Source organism: Bradyrhizobium sp. USDA 4504 (assembly GCF_054063995.1).
On the sequence record NZ_JBSSGV010000001.1, the window covers coordinates 3,985,435 to 4,000,499 of the forward strand.

Genomic DNA, 15,065 nt, shown 5'->3' on the forward strand with positions numbered 1-15,065 from the left:
TTACCCTTTCGTAGGCATGCAGACACATCGGGAAACAAGTGACTGCTGCCGTCAGGTTGGTGTCAGCTGGCCCGACTAGCGTTGCGGCGCGCTGGTTCTCAGACGGCGCGCGCCCTTGCTTCGAAAGCCTCATCTGATGGAAACATCGGATGGGGCTTTTTGCCGGCGCTCGCGACATCCTGACGGCAAACGAAAAGGCCGCCTCAACCGGCGGCCTCTCTGTCTTGCGCTCCGCGCATCATTGGGAAACGCGGCGCGACCAGCGCCTCCCCTTACTGCAACGGCGAGTGCGGTGCCGGCAGCATGATGGTCGAGTGCATCTCCTCGAGCACCTGCGTGCCCTTGCTCAAAAATTCCAGCCAGGCCGGATCCTTCATCGCGTTGCCGCGTGCGGCGGCGCGGGCGTTGAGATCGGGATAGGCCCAGATGTGGCAGACTTCGTTGGGCTGCCCGGCCTCGGTGGTCCAGAGGCCGACGATCTTGGAGTATTTCTCGCGCTCCGGCATCACGCCGGTGATCAGATCGAGCCATTGCTTGGCGCCGCCGACCGGCTTGGCACGATAGTTGCGGAATTCGTAGATGTTGCCTGATGTCGCCGGCGCCACCGGCGGGATGATTGCATTGAGCAGCCGCACCTCCTGCCGCACCAGCAGCGGACGGATCACCGGAATATACTCGCCGGTCCAGCGCGGGTTCTTGGCGAGCTCGGCGCGCAGCCGCGTCCGCTCGTTGAGATCGGCGTAGCTCCACATGTGCATGACCTGATTGAGCGGACCGATCTCCGTGATCCAGTAGCCTTCCAGCTTGCCGAAATTGTCGGCGCGGATATCGCGCGAGATCGTGCTCGCCGCCTTCACCATCTCGCCGACGGCGCCTGGACGGACCGTATAGGTGCGCAGCTCATAGATCATGGTGGTCTCCCCTGATTGTTTCCGATGGATGATGTGGGCAAACGAAAAAGCCCGGCATGAGCCGGGCTTTCGATAGGGATTGCGGACTACTCCGCAGCCTCTGTGTTGATCTCGGCCGAGACCTGGCGGATGGCGCGGGCGAGCTGCTCGGCCGGCTGGGCGCCGGACACCGCGTATTTCTGCGCGAACACGAAGGTCGGCACGCCGGAAATACCCTTCTCGGCGGCCTCCTGGGCCTGCGCCGAGACCAGCGCGACATCCTCGTCGGTGGCAAGACGCTTGCCCACGTCGTCAGCATCGAGCCCGACATCGGCCGCAGCCTGTACCAGCACGTTGCTGTCGGTGAGATCGCCGCCGTCGCGGAAATACAGCTCCATCAGCCGCTGCTTCATCTCGGCCGCCTTGCCCCTGGCCTCGGCCCAGTGGATCAGGCGATGGCAGTCGATCGTGTTGGGCTGCCGCTTGACGAACTCGGGATGGTAGGTGAGCCCCTCCTCATTGGCGGCGGCGACCACGCGGCCGGCAATGCCCTTGTAGGCCTCGACCGAGCCGAACTTGGCGGTGAGATATTCCTCGCGGCTGATGCCCTCGCGCGGCACCCAGTTGTTGAGGAAGAACGGCCGCCAATGCACCTCGACCGGCACATCGGGCACCAGCTTGAGCGCATCCTCGATCCGATGCTTGCCGATATAGCACCAGGGGCAAACGACATCGGAGACGATGTCGAGACGAAGCGGCTTCAGATCGCTCATGGCGGGGTTCCCGGCGGAAATGGAACCCCAAAGGTAGGCCGAAAGCGTCCCGAGACAAGCCGCTATTTCATACTGGCTGCCATCTGCCGCATCCGCTCGGCGGTCAGCTCATCGGCCGGGAAGAAGGTCTCCAGCGCCAGTTCCTGCAGCGTGATGTCGACCGGCGTGCCGAACACCATGGTGGTCGAGATGAAGCTCAGGATCTCGCCATTGAGGCGGAGCTTGAAGGGGAGCGCGACGTTGTTGTCGGTGGTGATCGGGGCCGACCGCGCCGGGATCGGATAGGACTTCAGATCCTGGTAGAGCTTGAGCAGCTCCGGATCGGCCGTTGCCTCGCATTGCCGATGCAGCCGCTCCAGTAGATGCGCCGCCCATTCCGCAAGGTTCACGGTGCGCGGCGCGAGGCCCTCGGGGTGGAAGGCAAGCCGCAGGATGTTGAAGGGCTGGCCGAGCAGCCGCTGCGGCACGCCCTCGAGCAGCGGCGCCACCATGCGATTGGCGGAGACCAGATTCCAGTGCCGGTCATAGGCCAGCGCCGGATTGGGCTCGTGCGCCTTCAGCACCAGGTTGATGGCCTCGCGCGCCGATTTCAGCGCCGGATCATCCAGCGAGCGTTGCGGGAATGCGGGCGCGAAACCCGCGGCGACCAGCAGCACATTGCGTTCGCGTAGGGGCACGTCGAGGCGCTCCGCCAGTTTGAGGACCATGTCGCGCGAGGGCGCCGAGCGGCCGGTCTCGACGAAGCTCAAATGCCGCGCCGAGATTTCGGCATCGACGGCAAGGTCGAGCTGGCTGAGATGACGGCGCTGCCGCCACTCGCGCAGGTGTTCGCCGATCGGGACGGGTTTTGCGGGCTCGGCCCGCGCCATGGATGCATGTGCGTTCATGATGCGAAACCTACCATGCGGAATTCGCCCGTTCCATTACGCCTGAGGTAATCGAATTGGCGCGCTGGCCGGCTCATCTTCCACGGCACAGGAGATGACCATGCTGATGCTATCCCTTGTCCGCGCCCTCGCCGTCCTGCTCCCGTGGCTGGTCCATCTGGCCACCTGGCTGCTGGCGCGCTCGCTCAACATGCCGCAGCCGCTCGTGCACGCGACCGGCGTGTTCGTGTTCGCGCAGGTCTATGCGGCCGAGATGAGGGTCGGCAGGGCGCTGTGTCCGCTCCGGCTGTGGCGTCAGCTGCAGTCGCTGTTCCGCTGACTACCCCCATCCCAACCAGAGGAGACACTGCCATGATCCATTCGTCCCAGCTGCTGCGCCGCGCCTTGCTCGCCGACGCCGTCTTCAGCGGCGTATCCGCCATAGCCATGGTGCTCGACGCCGGCGCGCTGGCATCACTGCTCGGTCTGCCGGAAGCGCTGCTGCGCGAGACCGGGCTGTTCCTGATCGCTTATACCGCGCTGGTCGGCTGGCTCGGCACGCGCACTTCGGTGCCGAAGCCGCTGGTGATGCTGGTGGTCGTCGGCAACGCGGCCTGGACGCTCGCCAGCATCGCGCTGCTGCTGTCGGGCGCGGTGTCGCCGAACCTCTTCGGGACCCTCGTGATCCTCGCCCAGGCGATCGCCACCGGCGTGTTCGCCGAGCTGCAATATGTCGGGCTGCGCCGCAGCGGCGAGGCGGTCGCGGCGTAATTCGAATGCCGGATGTGACGAGCGGCCGTCGCGGCAAACGCGGCGGCCGTTTCCGTCAGCTCAGCACGACCGCGACGATCATACCGGCAAAGGTCAGCGCCAGGCCGATGATCAGCATCGGCACCAGGCTGCTGCCGGAAAACGGATCGGCCTGATCCTGATGAAACCACGCGCCGTCGATGGCGCGCGCAATCGCCTTCGCCCTGTTCCTCATTGCACTGCTCCTGCTTCGCTTCGCCTGTAACGCTCGCCGACCGCCAGCATCACGCCCTGTCCGCCGGCGACGCCCATCTCGAGGCTCGAGGCGATGCGCCGCGCGCGATCGATGAAATGCGCCGCTGCGTCAGGCGGGCACAGCTCGGCCGCGGTCGCCTCGAACAGTTCGAGCCAGCGGTCGAAATGCGCGGCGTCGATCGGCAGCGGCATATGCTTGACCATCGGCGTGCCGTGATAGCGCCCGGTCATCAGCGCAACCGAAGACCAGAACGCGCACATCTGCGCCAGATGCGGCTCCCAATTGCTGATCCTGGTCTCGAACACCGGTCCGATCATCGGCTCCTTGCGGACCTTGGCGTAGAAGGCGTGCACCAGCTGCTCGATCATGGCCTCGGTGATCCCGGTCCGCGCGACAATCCCGGCGGTGATCTGCTCGCGGCGCTCTGCTCCTGTCATGGCTTACATCCTAAATAGGTATTTCAAATGCCTATTTAGCCTGCTATAGCTGATCCGCCAAGTGCTGATTTCGAAGGGCTTCCATGCGCCTGACATCGTTCACGGATTTTGCGCTCCGCGCCCTGATGCGGCTGGCCGGCGAGCCGGACCGGTCGTTTGCGACCAGCGAGATCGCGGCCGAGTTCGACATTTCCCGCAATCACCTTGCCAAGGTGGTGCGCGACCTTGCCGACGCCGGCTTCATTGCCACCCAGCGCGGCGCCGGTGGCGGGTTTTCGCTGGCACGGCCGGCGGAGACCATCACCCTCGGCCAGGTTGTCCGTGCGCTGGAAGGCGACAGCGCGCTGGTCGAATGTTTCAGGGATGATGGCGGAGATTGTCTGCTGCTGCCGCGCTGCCGGCTGAAGGCGAAGCTTGCGGCGGCACGCGAGGCCTTCATGCGCGAGCTCGACGGAACGACGCTCGCCGAATGCGCCTACCTGCCGCGTCCCGTCCGCCATCCCGCGAGGGCATCATGACGACGATCACATTCTCGGACGGCGCGTTCGAGGTCGACGCCAACATCGTCGCCGAAGGCCTCGGCATCGCGGTTCCGCTGCTGCAGGCCGGGATGCGCTCGGGCGCAATCACGACGCGCTCGGAGCGCGGGCTCGACGCCGATCAGGGGCGCCATCGCCTCACATTCTTCTCGGGGAGCAAGCGTTTACGTCTCGTTATCGACGAGCACGGCACGATCATCCAGCGCTCGACGCTGGATTTCGGCAATTCCCCGTTGCCACGCGCGGCGCACCGGCCGAGCGGCTAGAGAGACCTCGTCCCGGATATCAGGCGTTCAGCGCCCGAGCGGTGCCGCGCTTCGACGAGGCAGCCTTCTTGCCCGCCGTGTTGATCAGGCTATGGCCATTGAGGTGACTGCCGTTCAGCGCCGTGCCGTTGGCGAGCTTGCCGATTGCTTTGGCAGCCTTCTTCGCCTTCCGCTGTCTGGCCCGCTCCTCGGCGAGCTTCTCGGCCTTGCGCTGTGCCTTCCGCTCGGCTCTTTCCTTCAGCCGCACCCGCTCCGCCCTCGCCTCCGCGCGCTTCTTCTTGCGCTTCTTCTCGCAGGCATCGCACTTGCAGCCGATCGGCTTCAGATAGGCTTTGAAATAGTCGGTTCCGTAGTCGTAATTGATTTCGTCGCCCGGCTCGATGTCCTTGATGGCGCGGATGAACACCTTGCGCTTGCGTGGGCGAACGTCGGATTCCGCGTTCGGCCTGCAGGCATGGTTGATGTAGCGGGCGACGTTTTCACGGATCGAGCCGTCGATGGTCCAGCGGTTGGTGAGCTCGAACAGATATTTGTTCTCGATCGCGTCCTCACCCTTCTTCTTCGAGTCGAGCAACGGCCCGAAATAACGGATGATCTTGGTGCCTTTCTTGATCGGCTTGGTGGCGAAAAGGCCAAGACCGGTACGGGAACGGCCGACGCGATAGGGCTTGTTGGATGATATCGTGGGCATGACGATCGAGGTTACGGCACGCAGGTGCACGCGACAGAAGTTGCGAAGCCGCCCTTCTAGGACGATTCCGCGCGCCTGTCAGGTGTTTCCCGCGTGTCTATTGAACCTTCCCCAGATTGCATATGTCAGACACAAAGTAACGTCCGGATCGCAGGTTTCCCCCGATGAAATACCTTGCTTTTGCAACAGTCTTTATGGCGGCTGCCAGCGCAAATCCCGGTCATGCCGGCTCCGAGACGATCAGCAGCAGCTACACATCGACCGCGCCGAAGGCCTGCCGCATGATCGGCAAGCCCAGCGAAGAGGACGGCAGCACCACCAGGGTCTGTCCGGGAAAATCCGGGCTTGTGGTGCTGATCAACGAGGGCGACCTGCGTGAAGTGGTCTCGGTGGGCCGAAACCGCGAGGCAGCAGCCAGGGAACCGGCCGCGCAGGCCTGGTTCGGCCCGTTCAGTTCGACCGGCGATAGGGTCGAATGGCGTGCAGTTGGCGCCAGGCCGTTTGCGATCATCCAGCGCTGGCAGATCGCCGACAACAGCGAACAGGACAAGCGCGGCGGCCCGGTCTCGCGGGCAATGCTTGCGGTGACCCGGCTGCCGCCGGGCGATGTCTGTCATGTCGCCTATGTCGACGTCGCGGCCAATTCCAACGCCAACGCGCTGGCGCGGCAGGCCGCCGACGATTTCGCCCGCGATTTCAAATGCGCCACGGATACGGTGAAGACGATCGGACAGAGCGGCCGGACCACATCGCTTGTGAGGCGCTAGTGTGCTGAATGCGAAGTTCGTGCGATTTCGCGGCAACCACTTTCACGAACTTCGCATTCATAAAGCACACTAGAATCATAAGTTTGCTAGTGTCCTTATCGAATCCGAAGTTCGCTCCGAAGGTGCGGCAAATGATGCGAACTTCGGATTCGGGACACTAGCCCAGGGGCAGCACTGGTTATTGCCGCGCCGAGCGGCCCGCGGACAATCGCAGCATCGCGGTCAACAGCATTTCCGCGGATGTGCCCTCGGGCGACCGATCCAAAATCGTCTTGAGGCGTCCGTCGAGCAACAGCATGGTGAAACCATGCACCAGCGACCAGGCCGACGCGATCGCGGCCGCCTGATCCAGCGTAAGCTGCTCCTTGGAAATCTGCTCGTGCCGGCTGGCGCCGACGCCGCGGGTCAGCCCTGCGAACGAAGCCTCGGACGCCTCGTGCAGCGACGGGCGCGAGTGATCAAGCCGCTCGCTGCGGAACATCAGCCCGTACATGCCGGGATGTGCCTGGGCATAGGCAACATAAGCCTTGGCGCTCGCCACGCCCTTCTCGGGCGTCGTGGCCGCCGAAGCGTCCGCAGCAGCCATTGCAAGGCCGAATTGCCGAAAACCGATCGCCGCAAGTTCGCTGAGCAAACCGGTGAGATCGCCGAAATGATGGGTCGGGGCGGCGTGCGATACGCCGGCCTCGCGCGCCACCGCACGCAATGTCAGCCCCGCCAATCCATCACGCTCGAGCACGCGCTCGGCGGCCTTCAACAGTGCCTCATGCAGATCGCCGTGATGATACGGCGTGTCGTTGGCGCGGCGCCGTTGGACCGGACGAGCTGCCGCAGTCCGTGCAACCCGGCGGGTCGGAGCCTGTGCCGGGCGAGTCGCCTTGTTTTCTTTGGAGATTCTTGCCATGCGGCCTTATAGGTCGCAATTTTTACACTGTAAAGATTTTGCTTGACGATCGGCGGCGTCATCCTTACTGACATCTTTACGATGTAAAGATCATAATGCAGGGAGATGCGGAATGCTCGACCAGGTCACATCTAATGCTGCGCGCACCAATCTGGCGCCGATTCCATTCGAAGCCGACGCGCCGTTTCTGAAGATCTCGGGCGAATTGCCGCGCGAGCTGAACGGCACGCTCTATCGCAACGGCCCCAATCCGCAGTTCGAGGCGCCGGGTGCGCACTGGTTCGTCGGCGACGGCATGCTGCACGCCTTCCATCTCGAGAACGGCCGCGCCAGCTACCGCAACCGCTGGGTCCGTACGCCGAAATGGCAGGCCGAGCACGACGCCGGTCGCGCGCTGTTCGGCGGCTTCGGCCGCAAGATGCCGGATGCGCCGGTCACGACCACGACCGACGGCGGCGTCGCCAACACCAACATCATCTTCCATGGCGGCCGCCTGCTCGCGCTGGAGGAAGGCCATCTGCCGACCGAGATCGAGCCCGGCACGCTCAATCGCCTCGGCTATTGCGACTACAAGGGCGCGATCACAGGCCCGTTCACCGCGCATCCCAAGATCGATCCGGCGACCGGCGAGATGGTGTTCTTCGGCTACAACGCCGCGGGCCCGCTGACGCCGGCGCTGTCGTTCGGCGCGGTGAGCTCGTCAGGCGTGGTGACGCGGTTCGAACGCTTCGAGGCGCCCTATGCCAGCATGGTGCACGACTTCATCGTCACCGAGAATCATGTGCTGTTTCCGATCCTGCCGATCACCGGCAGCATGCAGCGCGCGATGCGCGGACAGGCGCCGTACGCCTGGGAGCCGGAGAAAGGCGCCTATGTCGGCGTGATGAAGCGCAGTGGCGCATCGAAGGACATCGTCTGGTTCCGCGCCGAGACCTGCTACGTTTTCCACGTGATGAACGCGTGGGAAGACGGCAACCGCATCATCGCCGACGTGATGCAGTTCGAGGAAGCGCCGCTGTTCAATCATCCCGACGGCTCGCCGACCGATCCGCAGAAGAACCGCGCGCGCTATTGCCGCTGGACCTTCGACCTCTCCGGCAACACCGACCGCTTCACGCAAACCTATCTCGACGACCTCACCGGCGAATTTCCGCGCGTCGACGATCGCCGCGCCGGATTTGCCAGCAATCACGGCTGGTACGCCTGCGCCAACCCCGATCTGCCGATGTTCGGTGCGCTGTCGGGCATCGTGCATGTCGACGGCCGCGGCAAGCGGCTCGGCCACTATCTGCTGCCCGCCGGCGATACGATCTCCGAGCCTGTGTTCGTCGAGCGCGGCGCTGACGCCGCGGAAGGCGACGGCTGGCTGCTCGCGGTGGTCTGGCGCGCCCGCGAAAACCGCAGCGACCTCGCCGTGTTCAACGCGCAAGATGTCGAAGCGGGCCCGACCGCGCTGGTCCATCTCGGCCACCGCGTGCCGGATGGATTCCACGGCAATTGGGTTGGGGCGGAGTAGCCAACGATCACCCCGGACGTCAGTGCGCCAACCTCTCCACGCGTCATGCCCGGGCTTGTCCCGGGCATCCACGTCTTTGTCGCCACCGACCGAAAACGAGCGGTCGCCACTTTATACCATTGGCAAACCTTGGATTTTCCCGTCACCTCACGATTTTGACACTGTAAAGATTTCGCTTGACGCCTCCGTTGCCCACCATTAGGGTATCTTTACACTGTAAAGATAAGCCTATGAGGCTCACCATGACGATCTTCCTGATCCTCGCTCCCTACGGCGCCTTCGCCATGCTGATGCTGGTGACCTCGGCCACGGTGAGCCTGCTCAGTGCCGCCCTGATCTGCCTCGCTGCCATCGCGTTCGATGTCGCGCGCGGCCGCAGCATCAAGATCCTCGGCGTCGGTTCGGTCGTCATCTTCGCCGCGATCGGCTCCTACCTCACCTTCGTCGATGCGACGCTGAGCAACACCGCGGTGAAGATCGCGGTCGATGCCGGCATCCTGCTGGTGTCGCTCGGCTCGATCATGATCGGCCGTCCCTTCACGCGGCAATATGCGCTGGAGCAGGTCGATGCCGAGACCGCGAAGCTGCCCGGCTTCCTCCATGCCAACTACCTGATCACCGGCGCCTGGACCGCCGCGATGCTGCTCATGCTGATCGGCAACATTGCGGTGCTTTACGTGCCGGCGCTGCCGCTGTGGACCGGCCTCTTGATCGCCTTCGCCGCGCGCAATGCCGCGGTCGGCTTTACCCACTGGTATCCGCACTATCGCGCGGCCAAGGACGTGACGCCGCCAGCCGGCGCGCTGCCCTCACGCTAGACGCTGCCATAACAAGATCACCACGATCATCCCGAGGAAACGGAAACCACGACGATGAAGAGCGTATTTGCCAGGCTTGCGAGCGACTTCCTCTCCACCATCGTCTTCCTGGTGGTCTATTTCGCCACCGACAATGTCCTGATCGCCACCGGCGTTGCGATCGCGGGCGCGATCGCGCAAGTGGTCTATGCGCGCGTCAAGGGACAGGCGCTCGGCTACATGACCTGGGCGAGCCTTGGGCTGGTGATCGTGCTCGGCGGTGCGACGCTTTTCACCAACGATCCGCGCTTCGTGCTGGCGAAGCCCGCGATCGGCCACATCGCGATCGGCGCGATCATGCTCAAGCGCGGCTGGATGCTGCGCTATCTGCCGCCGATCGTGACCGAGACAATTCCGGAATACGCCACCCTCGCCGGCTACGCCTGGGCCGGGCTGATGTTCATTCTCGCCGCCGGCACCATTGCGATCGCGGCGACCGGCGACATGAAGCTGTGGGCGTTCTACGTGTCGGTGGTGCTGGTCGGCGCCAAGATCGCCGCCTTCGCGATCCAGTATGTCGCCTTCCGCGTCCTGGTCGGAAGCCGGCTGCGCGCCGCCGCCCGCGCCTGATCGCCGCAGCCGCTAACTAGGCGCGCGCGGCAAGATGGGCTATACCCGCGCACGCGTTTTCTTCGCGCGAACGGTAGCCATTTCGCTTGAAGGCGCCTTACCTGGAGGGGAGACATCAATGGCGGTGGACGGAAACTGGAATCTCACGATGACGACGCCGATGGGCGAGCGCAAGGCGACGCTGTCGCTGGCAAGCTCGGGCGGCACGCTCACCGGCACGCAGGGCGCCGAGGGCAACTCCACCGAAATCTTCGACGGCACCGTGAACGGCGACGACGTCGCCTGGAAGGTTTCCATCACCAATCCGATGCCGCTGACGCTCGAATTCACCGGCAAGGTCTCGGGCGACGGCATCTCCGGCGAGATGGGCATCGGCCCAATGGGCAGCTTCCCCTTCACCGGCACGCGGGCGTAACCGCGGCACACGCACACGCATGCGCATCCTGGCATCCGTTGCCGTCATGGCGTTATCAGCCACGACGGCTTCCGCGCAGCAGGCAAGCGAAGCCGAACCGGCGTGGCGCGCGAGCGCGGTCGCGCTGGTGCCGGCCGGATATGTTGCGGGCAGCTCTTCCAGCACGGATGCCGCCCGCACCACCGGCCACCTCGCGGTCTATGCCGCGAGCGCGGACGACCCGAAGACGCCGGCAAGCGTCTTCGCGCCCCGTCAGATGATGGTCGTGACGCTCAGCAAGGACGGCACGCGCGCGCTGTCGGCCGAACTGAAGCCGCGCGGTCCGAGCGACATCGCTGCCGGAAACGCCGACGGGGCGGACAATGACTTTGCCGCGCGCCAGGCCGAGCTTGACGCGAACCGAAACGCACTGCCCGCTGGCACCGAGCCATGCGACCTCGGCGCCTGGTCGGAGGACAAGGACCTCGCGGGCCTCAACGTGCGCGCCGAGCCGTCGGTGAAGGCACGCGTGCTCGGCAAGCTGCCGCCACCCTACCATCTCAAGATGGGCGGGGCCGAGAACACGCCGGAGGGCGGCTGGCTCACCGAGTTTCGTATCATCGGCTTCAAGGACGGCTGGTTCCTGATCGAGGGCGCGATGCCGCCGGGCAAGGCCTATGAAGATGACAAGCGCTATCCGCGCAACGCGCCAAAGCCTTATGCCGGACGCGGATGGGTTGCCGCCAACAAGGTCGGCGCGAGCTACGCCAACGGCTACACCCGGATGGGCGGGCTGTTCCAGGCGCCCTTCGTCGATGCCAAATGGACGCCGGCGCTGCGCAAGCTCGGCGGTGAGTTCGATACCGACGATGGTCCGAAACGCATCCTCGCCTGCAGCGGGCACTGGGCGCTGGTGGAGAGCCATGACGGCGTGCGCGGCTGGTGGCGCAGCCTGTGCTCCAACCAGGTGACGAACTGCAGCTAGTGTCCTGAATCAAAAGTTCGGCGGACTCCAAATCGACTCGATGATAGCGGACTCTCCTGATTTGGGGAGGATTGGCGATGGGTCGACGCTTTGCTCCGCTGGAGCTTGATGAGGTGGAACGTGCTGAGTTGACATCGTTGGCGTCGCGTCGAAGCACTGCTCAGGCGTTGGCACTGCGGGCTCGGATCGTCCTGGCCTGTGCTGAGGGCGAGCAGAGCAAGGTCGTGGCGGCCCGTTTGGCTGTCGATCCCGACACGGTCGGCAAATGGCGGCGGCGGTTCTCCGAGCATCGGCTTGAAGGTCTTTGGGACGAGCCGTGATCGGGGACGCCACGCACGATTGAGGATGCCCGGATCGAGGCGGTGATCGTTCGCACCCTTGAGACCCAGCCTCCCGGGGCCACCCACTGGAGTTCGCGCAGCATGGCGCGGGCCAGCGGGCTGTCAGTCTCAACAGTACAGCATATATGGCGCGCTTTCGGCTTGCAGCCGCATCGGTTGGAGACCTTCAAGCTCTCAACCGACCCCGACTTCGTCGCCAAGGTTCGCGACATCGTCGGCCTTTACGTAGCTCCGCCCGAGCGCGCCATCGTACTGTGTGTCGATGAGAAGTCGCAAATCCAGGCGCTGGATCGCAGCCAGCCCATGCTGCCCATGCGACCTGGCCAGCCGGCGCGCCGTAGTCACGACTACAAACGCCATGGCGTCACCTCGCTGTTTGCCGCCCTCGACGTCGCAACCGGCCGGGTCATTGGCAAATGCTATGGACGCCATCGTGCCAAAGAGTTCGCCGTTGATCCGCAACTGGCTGGCAAAGAGGCCGCGCTGGCACGTCCACCTGACGCCAACCAGCTCATCCTGGCTCAATCAGGTCGAACGCTTCTTTGCACTCATCACCGAGCGTAAGATTAGGCGCGGCATCTATCGCAGTGTGGCGGCGCTACGGGCCGAGATTGCCTCCTTCATCGACCATCACAACGCTGACCCAATGCCGTTCCGATGGACCAAATCGGCTGACGACATTCTCGGCTCAATCGAACGCTTCTGCGCTTACAATCTGCCCGCCAAGGCATAAAATGCCATGAACTTTTGGTTCAGGACACTAGAACCAGATCTGCATCGGCAGATCGTGCGCGTCTCGCGGCGGCGCTTCGGGAACGCTTCCGCATGGTTCGCGCGCAGCCAGCGCCACTGCACACGCATCCAGCACATCGTCGCGCTTTGCGCCGGTGCCGATGCGCACCTCGGTGAGCCAGCGATCGATCTCGCGAAAGCCTGATCGCTTCAGCAGCCTGCAGCGTAGCGCATCGCCCTCCTCCGACTTCTTGCGCGGCAGAGGCTCGCCGCCGTTCAGCTGCAGGAACACCAGCTCGGGATGCACCTCGCGGATATCGCGCGTGGCGTTCGCGCGCACGAACCCGTCGACCTCCATGATCTTCTTGCCGAGATGCCAGAGCTGGCGCGACACACGGGTCTGGCCGCGGCGCAGTGCTTCCGCATTCGCGAGATCGGGATCGTCAAACTGCTGCCACAGCCAGCGCCGCGCGCCGGTGAAGACGCGCGAGGTGTGCGGGCGCAATCTTACGCGCGCGAGAAGGTCGCAATCGCGCTCGCCGTTATCGGTCAGACCGATCGGGATATCGATCCCGGCGCGATCGAACGGACGCGAAAGCGCGCGCGCAATATCGCTGTGAAAGGAAATCGTACGCCGGTCGCCGTCGATGGTGACGGCGACCCAGCCCTTGGAGAACCCGTCGAGGCCGACCGCAATCAACCCCGATCCTCAACCGAGATTCAATTCCTTGAAGAAGTCGTTGCCCTTGTCGTCGATGATGATGAAGGCCGGGAAATCGACCACCTCGATGCGCCAGATCGCTTCCATGCCGAGCTCGGGATACTCGACCACCTCGACCTTCTTGATGCAGTGCTCGGCGAGGTTCGCCGCGGCGCCGCCGATCGAGCCGAGGTAGAAGCCGCCGTGCTTCTTGCAAGCCTCGCGCACCGCGACTGCGCGGTTGCCCTTGGCAACCATCACCATCGAGCCGCCGGCCGCCTGGAACTGGTCGACGAAGGAATCCATGCGTCCCGCCGTGGTCGGGCCGAATGCACCGGAGGCGTAGCCATCGGGCGTCTTGGCGGGACCGGCGTAATAGACCGGATGGTTCTTGAAATAATCCGGCAACGGCTCGCCCTTCTCCAGCCGCTCGCGCAGCTTGGCGTGCGCCGAGTCGCGCGCGACGATCATGGTGCCGGTCATCGAGACGCGGGTCTTGATCGGATATTGCGACAGTGTCGCAAGGATCTCCTTCATCGGCTTGTTGAGGTCGATCTTGACAACCTCGCCGCCGAGCGACCGCTCCACCGCAGGCAGATACTGCGCCGGGTTGTGCTCGAGCTCCTCGAGATAGACGCCATCCCTGGTGATCTTGCCGAGCACCTGGCGGTCCGCCGAACAGGAGACGCCGAGCCCGATCGGCAGCGAGGCGCCGTGGCGCGGCATGCGGATCACGCGCACGTCATGGCAGAAATACTTGCCGCCGAACTGCGCGCCCACCCCCAGGCTTTGCGTCATCTTGAGGATTTCCTGCTCCATCTCGAGATCGCGGAACGCATTGCCGTCGGCCGAGCCGTGGGTCGGCAGCGCGTCGAGATAGCGGGCCGAGGCAAGCTTCACGGTCTTCATGCAGAGCTCGGCCGAGGTGCCGCCGATCACGATCGCAAGGTGGTACGGGGGACACGCCGCGGTGCCGAGCGTCAGCACCTTCTCCTTCAGGAAGGCCAGCAGCCGGTCCTTGGTCAGCACCGAGGGCGTCGCCTGGAACAGGAAGCTCTTGTTGGCGCTTCCGCCGCCCTTGGCCATGAACATGAACTTGTAGGCATCATCGCCCTCGGCGTAAATCTCGCACTGCGCCGGCATGTTGTTGGCGGTGTTCTTCTCCTCATACATCGACAAGGGAGCTACCTGCGAGTAGCGCAGATTGCGGCGCAGATAGGCATCGCGCGCGCCTTCGGACAGCGCGGCCTCGTCGTCACCGTCGGTGATGACGTTGCATCCCTTCTTGCCCATGATGATCGCGGTGCCGGTGTCCTGGCACATCGGCAGCACGCCTCCGGCCGCGATGTTGGCATTCTTCAGGAAGTCGAAGGCGACGAACTTGTCGTTGTCGCTGGCTTCCTTGTCCTCGAGGATCGAGCGGAGCTGCTTCAGGTGGCCCGGCCGCAGATAGTGGTTGATGTCGCCGAAGGCTGCCTCGGAAAGCGCCCGCAGCGCCTCCCGCGACACCACAAGCATTTCCTTGCCCAACACCTTCTCGACCCGGACGCCCTCGCTCGTCACCTTCTTGTAGGGCGTGGTGTCGGCACCAAGCGGGAACAGAGGCGTGTGCTTGTAGGGCGGAACGGGCTTCTGCTGGTCGGGAAAAGCTGAGGGGGCGTTCATGAGCTGCTCGTCGGTTTCGAAAGGCCGGTGCCGGCCGCGGGGCCGCCGGCAATGTAGAGCCGTTCTAAGCCTTTTTCCGACAAAGGAAAGGGAAGCGGGCCGCCTTCCAGCCATGCGCGGGACCGGCAATCCACGTGCTATGTTTCATGCCATCGTAATCCCAAGT

The 15,065-nt window shown here is 64.3% G+C and carries 19 protein-coding genes and 1 pseudogene; 11 read left to right on the plus strand and 9 right to left on the minus strand.

Going from position 1 to position 15,065, the window contains the following annotated elements:
- Positions 1-272: 272 nt before the first annotated feature.
- From ACVMB1_RS18655 to ACVMB1_RS18665, 3 genes are all read right to left on the minus strand, one after another.
- Positions 273-911 (minus strand): NIPSNAP family protein, encoded by a 639-nt coding sequence (locus ACVMB1_RS18655; protein WP_168854961.1) that lies wholly within the window; start codon positions 909-911, stop codon positions 273-275.
- An 86-nt stretch (positions 912-997) separates the two neighbouring features.
- On the minus strand, positions 998-1,663 hold the full coding sequence (locus ACVMB1_RS18660) for a DsbA family oxidoreductase (protein WP_456848833.1): 666 nt from the start codon (positions 1,661-1,663) through the stop codon (positions 998-1,000).
- A 62-nt stretch (positions 1,664-1,725) separates the two neighbouring features.
- Positions 1,726-2,550 (minus strand): helix-turn-helix domain-containing protein, encoded by an 825-nt coding sequence (locus ACVMB1_RS18665; RefSeq protein ID WP_038385984.1) that lies wholly within the window; start codon positions 2,548-2,550, stop codon positions 1,726-1,728.
- 94 nt (positions 2,551-2,644) lie between these two features.
- Here ACVMB1_RS18665 and ACVMB1_RS18670 point away from each other — a divergent pair, with 94 nt between their 5' ends.
- The gene (locus ACVMB1_RS18670) at positions 2,645-2,869 is read left to right on the plus strand and encodes a hypothetical protein (protein WP_168854963.1); all 225 of its coding nucleotides are present in this window, start codon (positions 2,645-2,647) and stop codon (positions 2,867-2,869) included.
- A gap of 32 nt (positions 2,870-2,901) precedes the next feature.
- The gene (locus ACVMB1_RS18675; RefSeq protein WP_253623708.1) at positions 2,902-3,300 is read left to right on the plus strand and encodes a hypothetical protein; all 399 of its coding nucleotides are present in this window, start codon (positions 2,902-2,904) and stop codon (positions 3,298-3,300) included.
- A gap of 55 nt (positions 3,301-3,355) precedes the next feature.
- Here ACVMB1_RS18675 and ACVMB1_RS18680 read toward each other — a convergent pair whose 3' ends face one another.
- Together ACVMB1_RS18680 and ACVMB1_RS18685 are read right to left on the minus strand one after the other, a co-directional pair.
- Positions 3,356-3,514 (minus strand): hypothetical protein, encoded by a 159-nt coding sequence (locus ACVMB1_RS18680; RefSeq protein ID WP_016844794.1) that lies wholly within the window; start codon positions 3,512-3,514, stop codon positions 3,356-3,358.
- On the minus strand, positions 3,511-3,972 hold the full coding sequence (locus tag ACVMB1_RS18685; protein WP_456848836.1) for a group III truncated hemoglobin: 462 nt from the start codon (positions 3,970-3,972) through the stop codon (positions 3,511-3,513). The genes ACVMB1_RS18680 and ACVMB1_RS18685 overlap by 4 nt, the downstream gene beginning before the upstream one ends.
- An 83-nt stretch (positions 3,973-4,055) precedes the next feature.
- Between ACVMB1_RS18685 and ACVMB1_RS18690 the strand changes: the two genes are divergently transcribed.
- Both ACVMB1_RS18690 and ACVMB1_RS18695 read left to right on the plus strand, forming a co-directional pair.
- Complete coding sequence (locus tag ACVMB1_RS18690) at positions 4,056-4,490, plus strand: RrF2 family transcriptional regulator (protein WP_057018350.1); 435 nt, start codon at positions 4,056-4,058, stop codon at positions 4,488-4,490.
- Positions 4,487-4,777, plus strand: a complete 291-nt coding sequence (locus ACVMB1_RS18695; RefSeq protein ID WP_456848838.1) for a DUF6522 family protein — start codon at positions 4,487-4,489, stop codon at positions 4,775-4,777. Before ACVMB1_RS18690 ends, ACVMB1_RS18695 begins: the two co-directional genes overlap by 4 nt.
- Positions 4,778-4,796: 19 nt before the next feature.
- Here the strand turns inward: ACVMB1_RS18695 and ACVMB1_RS18700 are convergent, their stop codons facing one another.
- Positions 4,797-5,468, minus strand: coding sequence for an SET domain-containing protein (locus ACVMB1_RS18700; protein WP_456848840.1), 672 nt, complete (start codon positions 5,466-5,468; stop codon positions 4,797-4,799).
- Between the two features lie 194 nt (positions 5,469-5,662).
- On the opposite strand from ACVMB1_RS18700, the gene ACVMB1_RS18705 reads away from it, so the two are divergent.
- Positions 5,663-6,235, plus strand: a complete 573-nt coding sequence (locus tag ACVMB1_RS18705) for a hypothetical protein (RefSeq protein ID WP_229190930.1) — start codon at positions 5,663-5,665, stop codon at positions 6,233-6,235.
- A 178-nt stretch (positions 6,236-6,413) separates the two neighbouring features.
- Here the strand turns inward: ACVMB1_RS18705 and ACVMB1_RS18710 are convergent, their stop codons facing one another.
- Positions 6,414-7,139: a TetR/AcrR family transcriptional regulator gene (locus ACVMB1_RS18710; RefSeq protein ID WP_456848842.1), complete on the minus strand. Its 726-nt coding sequence runs from the start codon at positions 7,137-7,139 to the stop codon at positions 6,414-6,416.
- Positions 7,140-7,251: 112 nt separating this feature from the next.
- On the opposite strand from ACVMB1_RS18710, the gene ACVMB1_RS18715 reads away from it, so the two are divergent.
- The 6 genes and pseudogenes from ACVMB1_RS18715 (at position 7,252) to ACVMB1_RS18740 (ending at position 12,535) form a co-directional block, all read left to right on the plus strand.
- The gene (locus tag ACVMB1_RS18715) at positions 7,252-8,655 is read left to right on the plus strand and encodes a carotenoid oxygenase family protein (RefSeq protein WP_456848844.1); all 1,404 of its coding nucleotides are present in this window, start codon (positions 7,252-7,254) and stop codon (positions 8,653-8,655) included.
- 242 nt (positions 8,656-8,897) lie between these two features.
- Positions 8,898-9,473 carry a hypothetical protein gene (locus ACVMB1_RS18720; RefSeq protein WP_253625983.1) on the plus strand — a complete coding sequence of 192 codons (576 nt, stop codon included), beginning with the start codon at positions 8,898-8,900 and terminating at the stop codon, positions 9,471-9,473.
- A gap of 54 nt (positions 9,474-9,527) precedes the next feature.
- A complete protein-coding gene (locus tag ACVMB1_RS18725; RefSeq protein ID WP_316397371.1) occupies positions 9,528-10,082 on the plus strand; it encodes an inner membrane-spanning protein YciB in 555 nt (184 codons plus the stop codon).
- A 118-nt stretch (positions 10,083-10,200) separates the two neighbouring features.
- Entirely contained in the window at positions 10,201-10,497 is a 297-nt protein-coding gene (locus ACVMB1_RS18730; protein ID WP_028337138.1) for a hypothetical protein, read from the plus strand.
- 19 nt (positions 10,498-10,516) lie between these two features.
- Positions 10,517-11,461 carry an SH3 domain-containing protein gene (locus ACVMB1_RS18735; RefSeq protein ID WP_456848847.1) on the plus strand — a complete coding sequence of 315 codons (945 nt, stop codon included), beginning with the start codon at positions 10,517-10,519 and terminating at the stop codon, positions 11,459-11,461.
- Positions 11,462-11,538: 77 nt separating this feature from the next.
- Positions 11,539-12,535: pseudogene (locus tag ACVMB1_RS18740) on the plus strand (IS630 family transposase).
- 27 nt (positions 12,536-12,562) lie between these two features.
- On the opposite strand, the gene ACVMB1_RS18745 reads toward ACVMB1_RS18740, so the two are convergent.
- A complete protein-coding gene (locus ACVMB1_RS18745; protein WP_456848849.1) occupies positions 12,563-13,234 on the minus strand; it encodes a DUF429 domain-containing protein in 672 nt (223 codons plus the stop codon).
- A gap of 9 nt (positions 13,235-13,243) precedes the next feature.
- On the minus strand, positions 13,244-14,899 hold the full coding sequence (locus ACVMB1_RS18750; protein WP_456848851.1) for a fumarate hydratase: 1,656 nt from the start codon (positions 14,897-14,899) through the stop codon (positions 13,244-13,246).
- Positions 14,900-15,065: the final 166 nt, after the last annotated feature.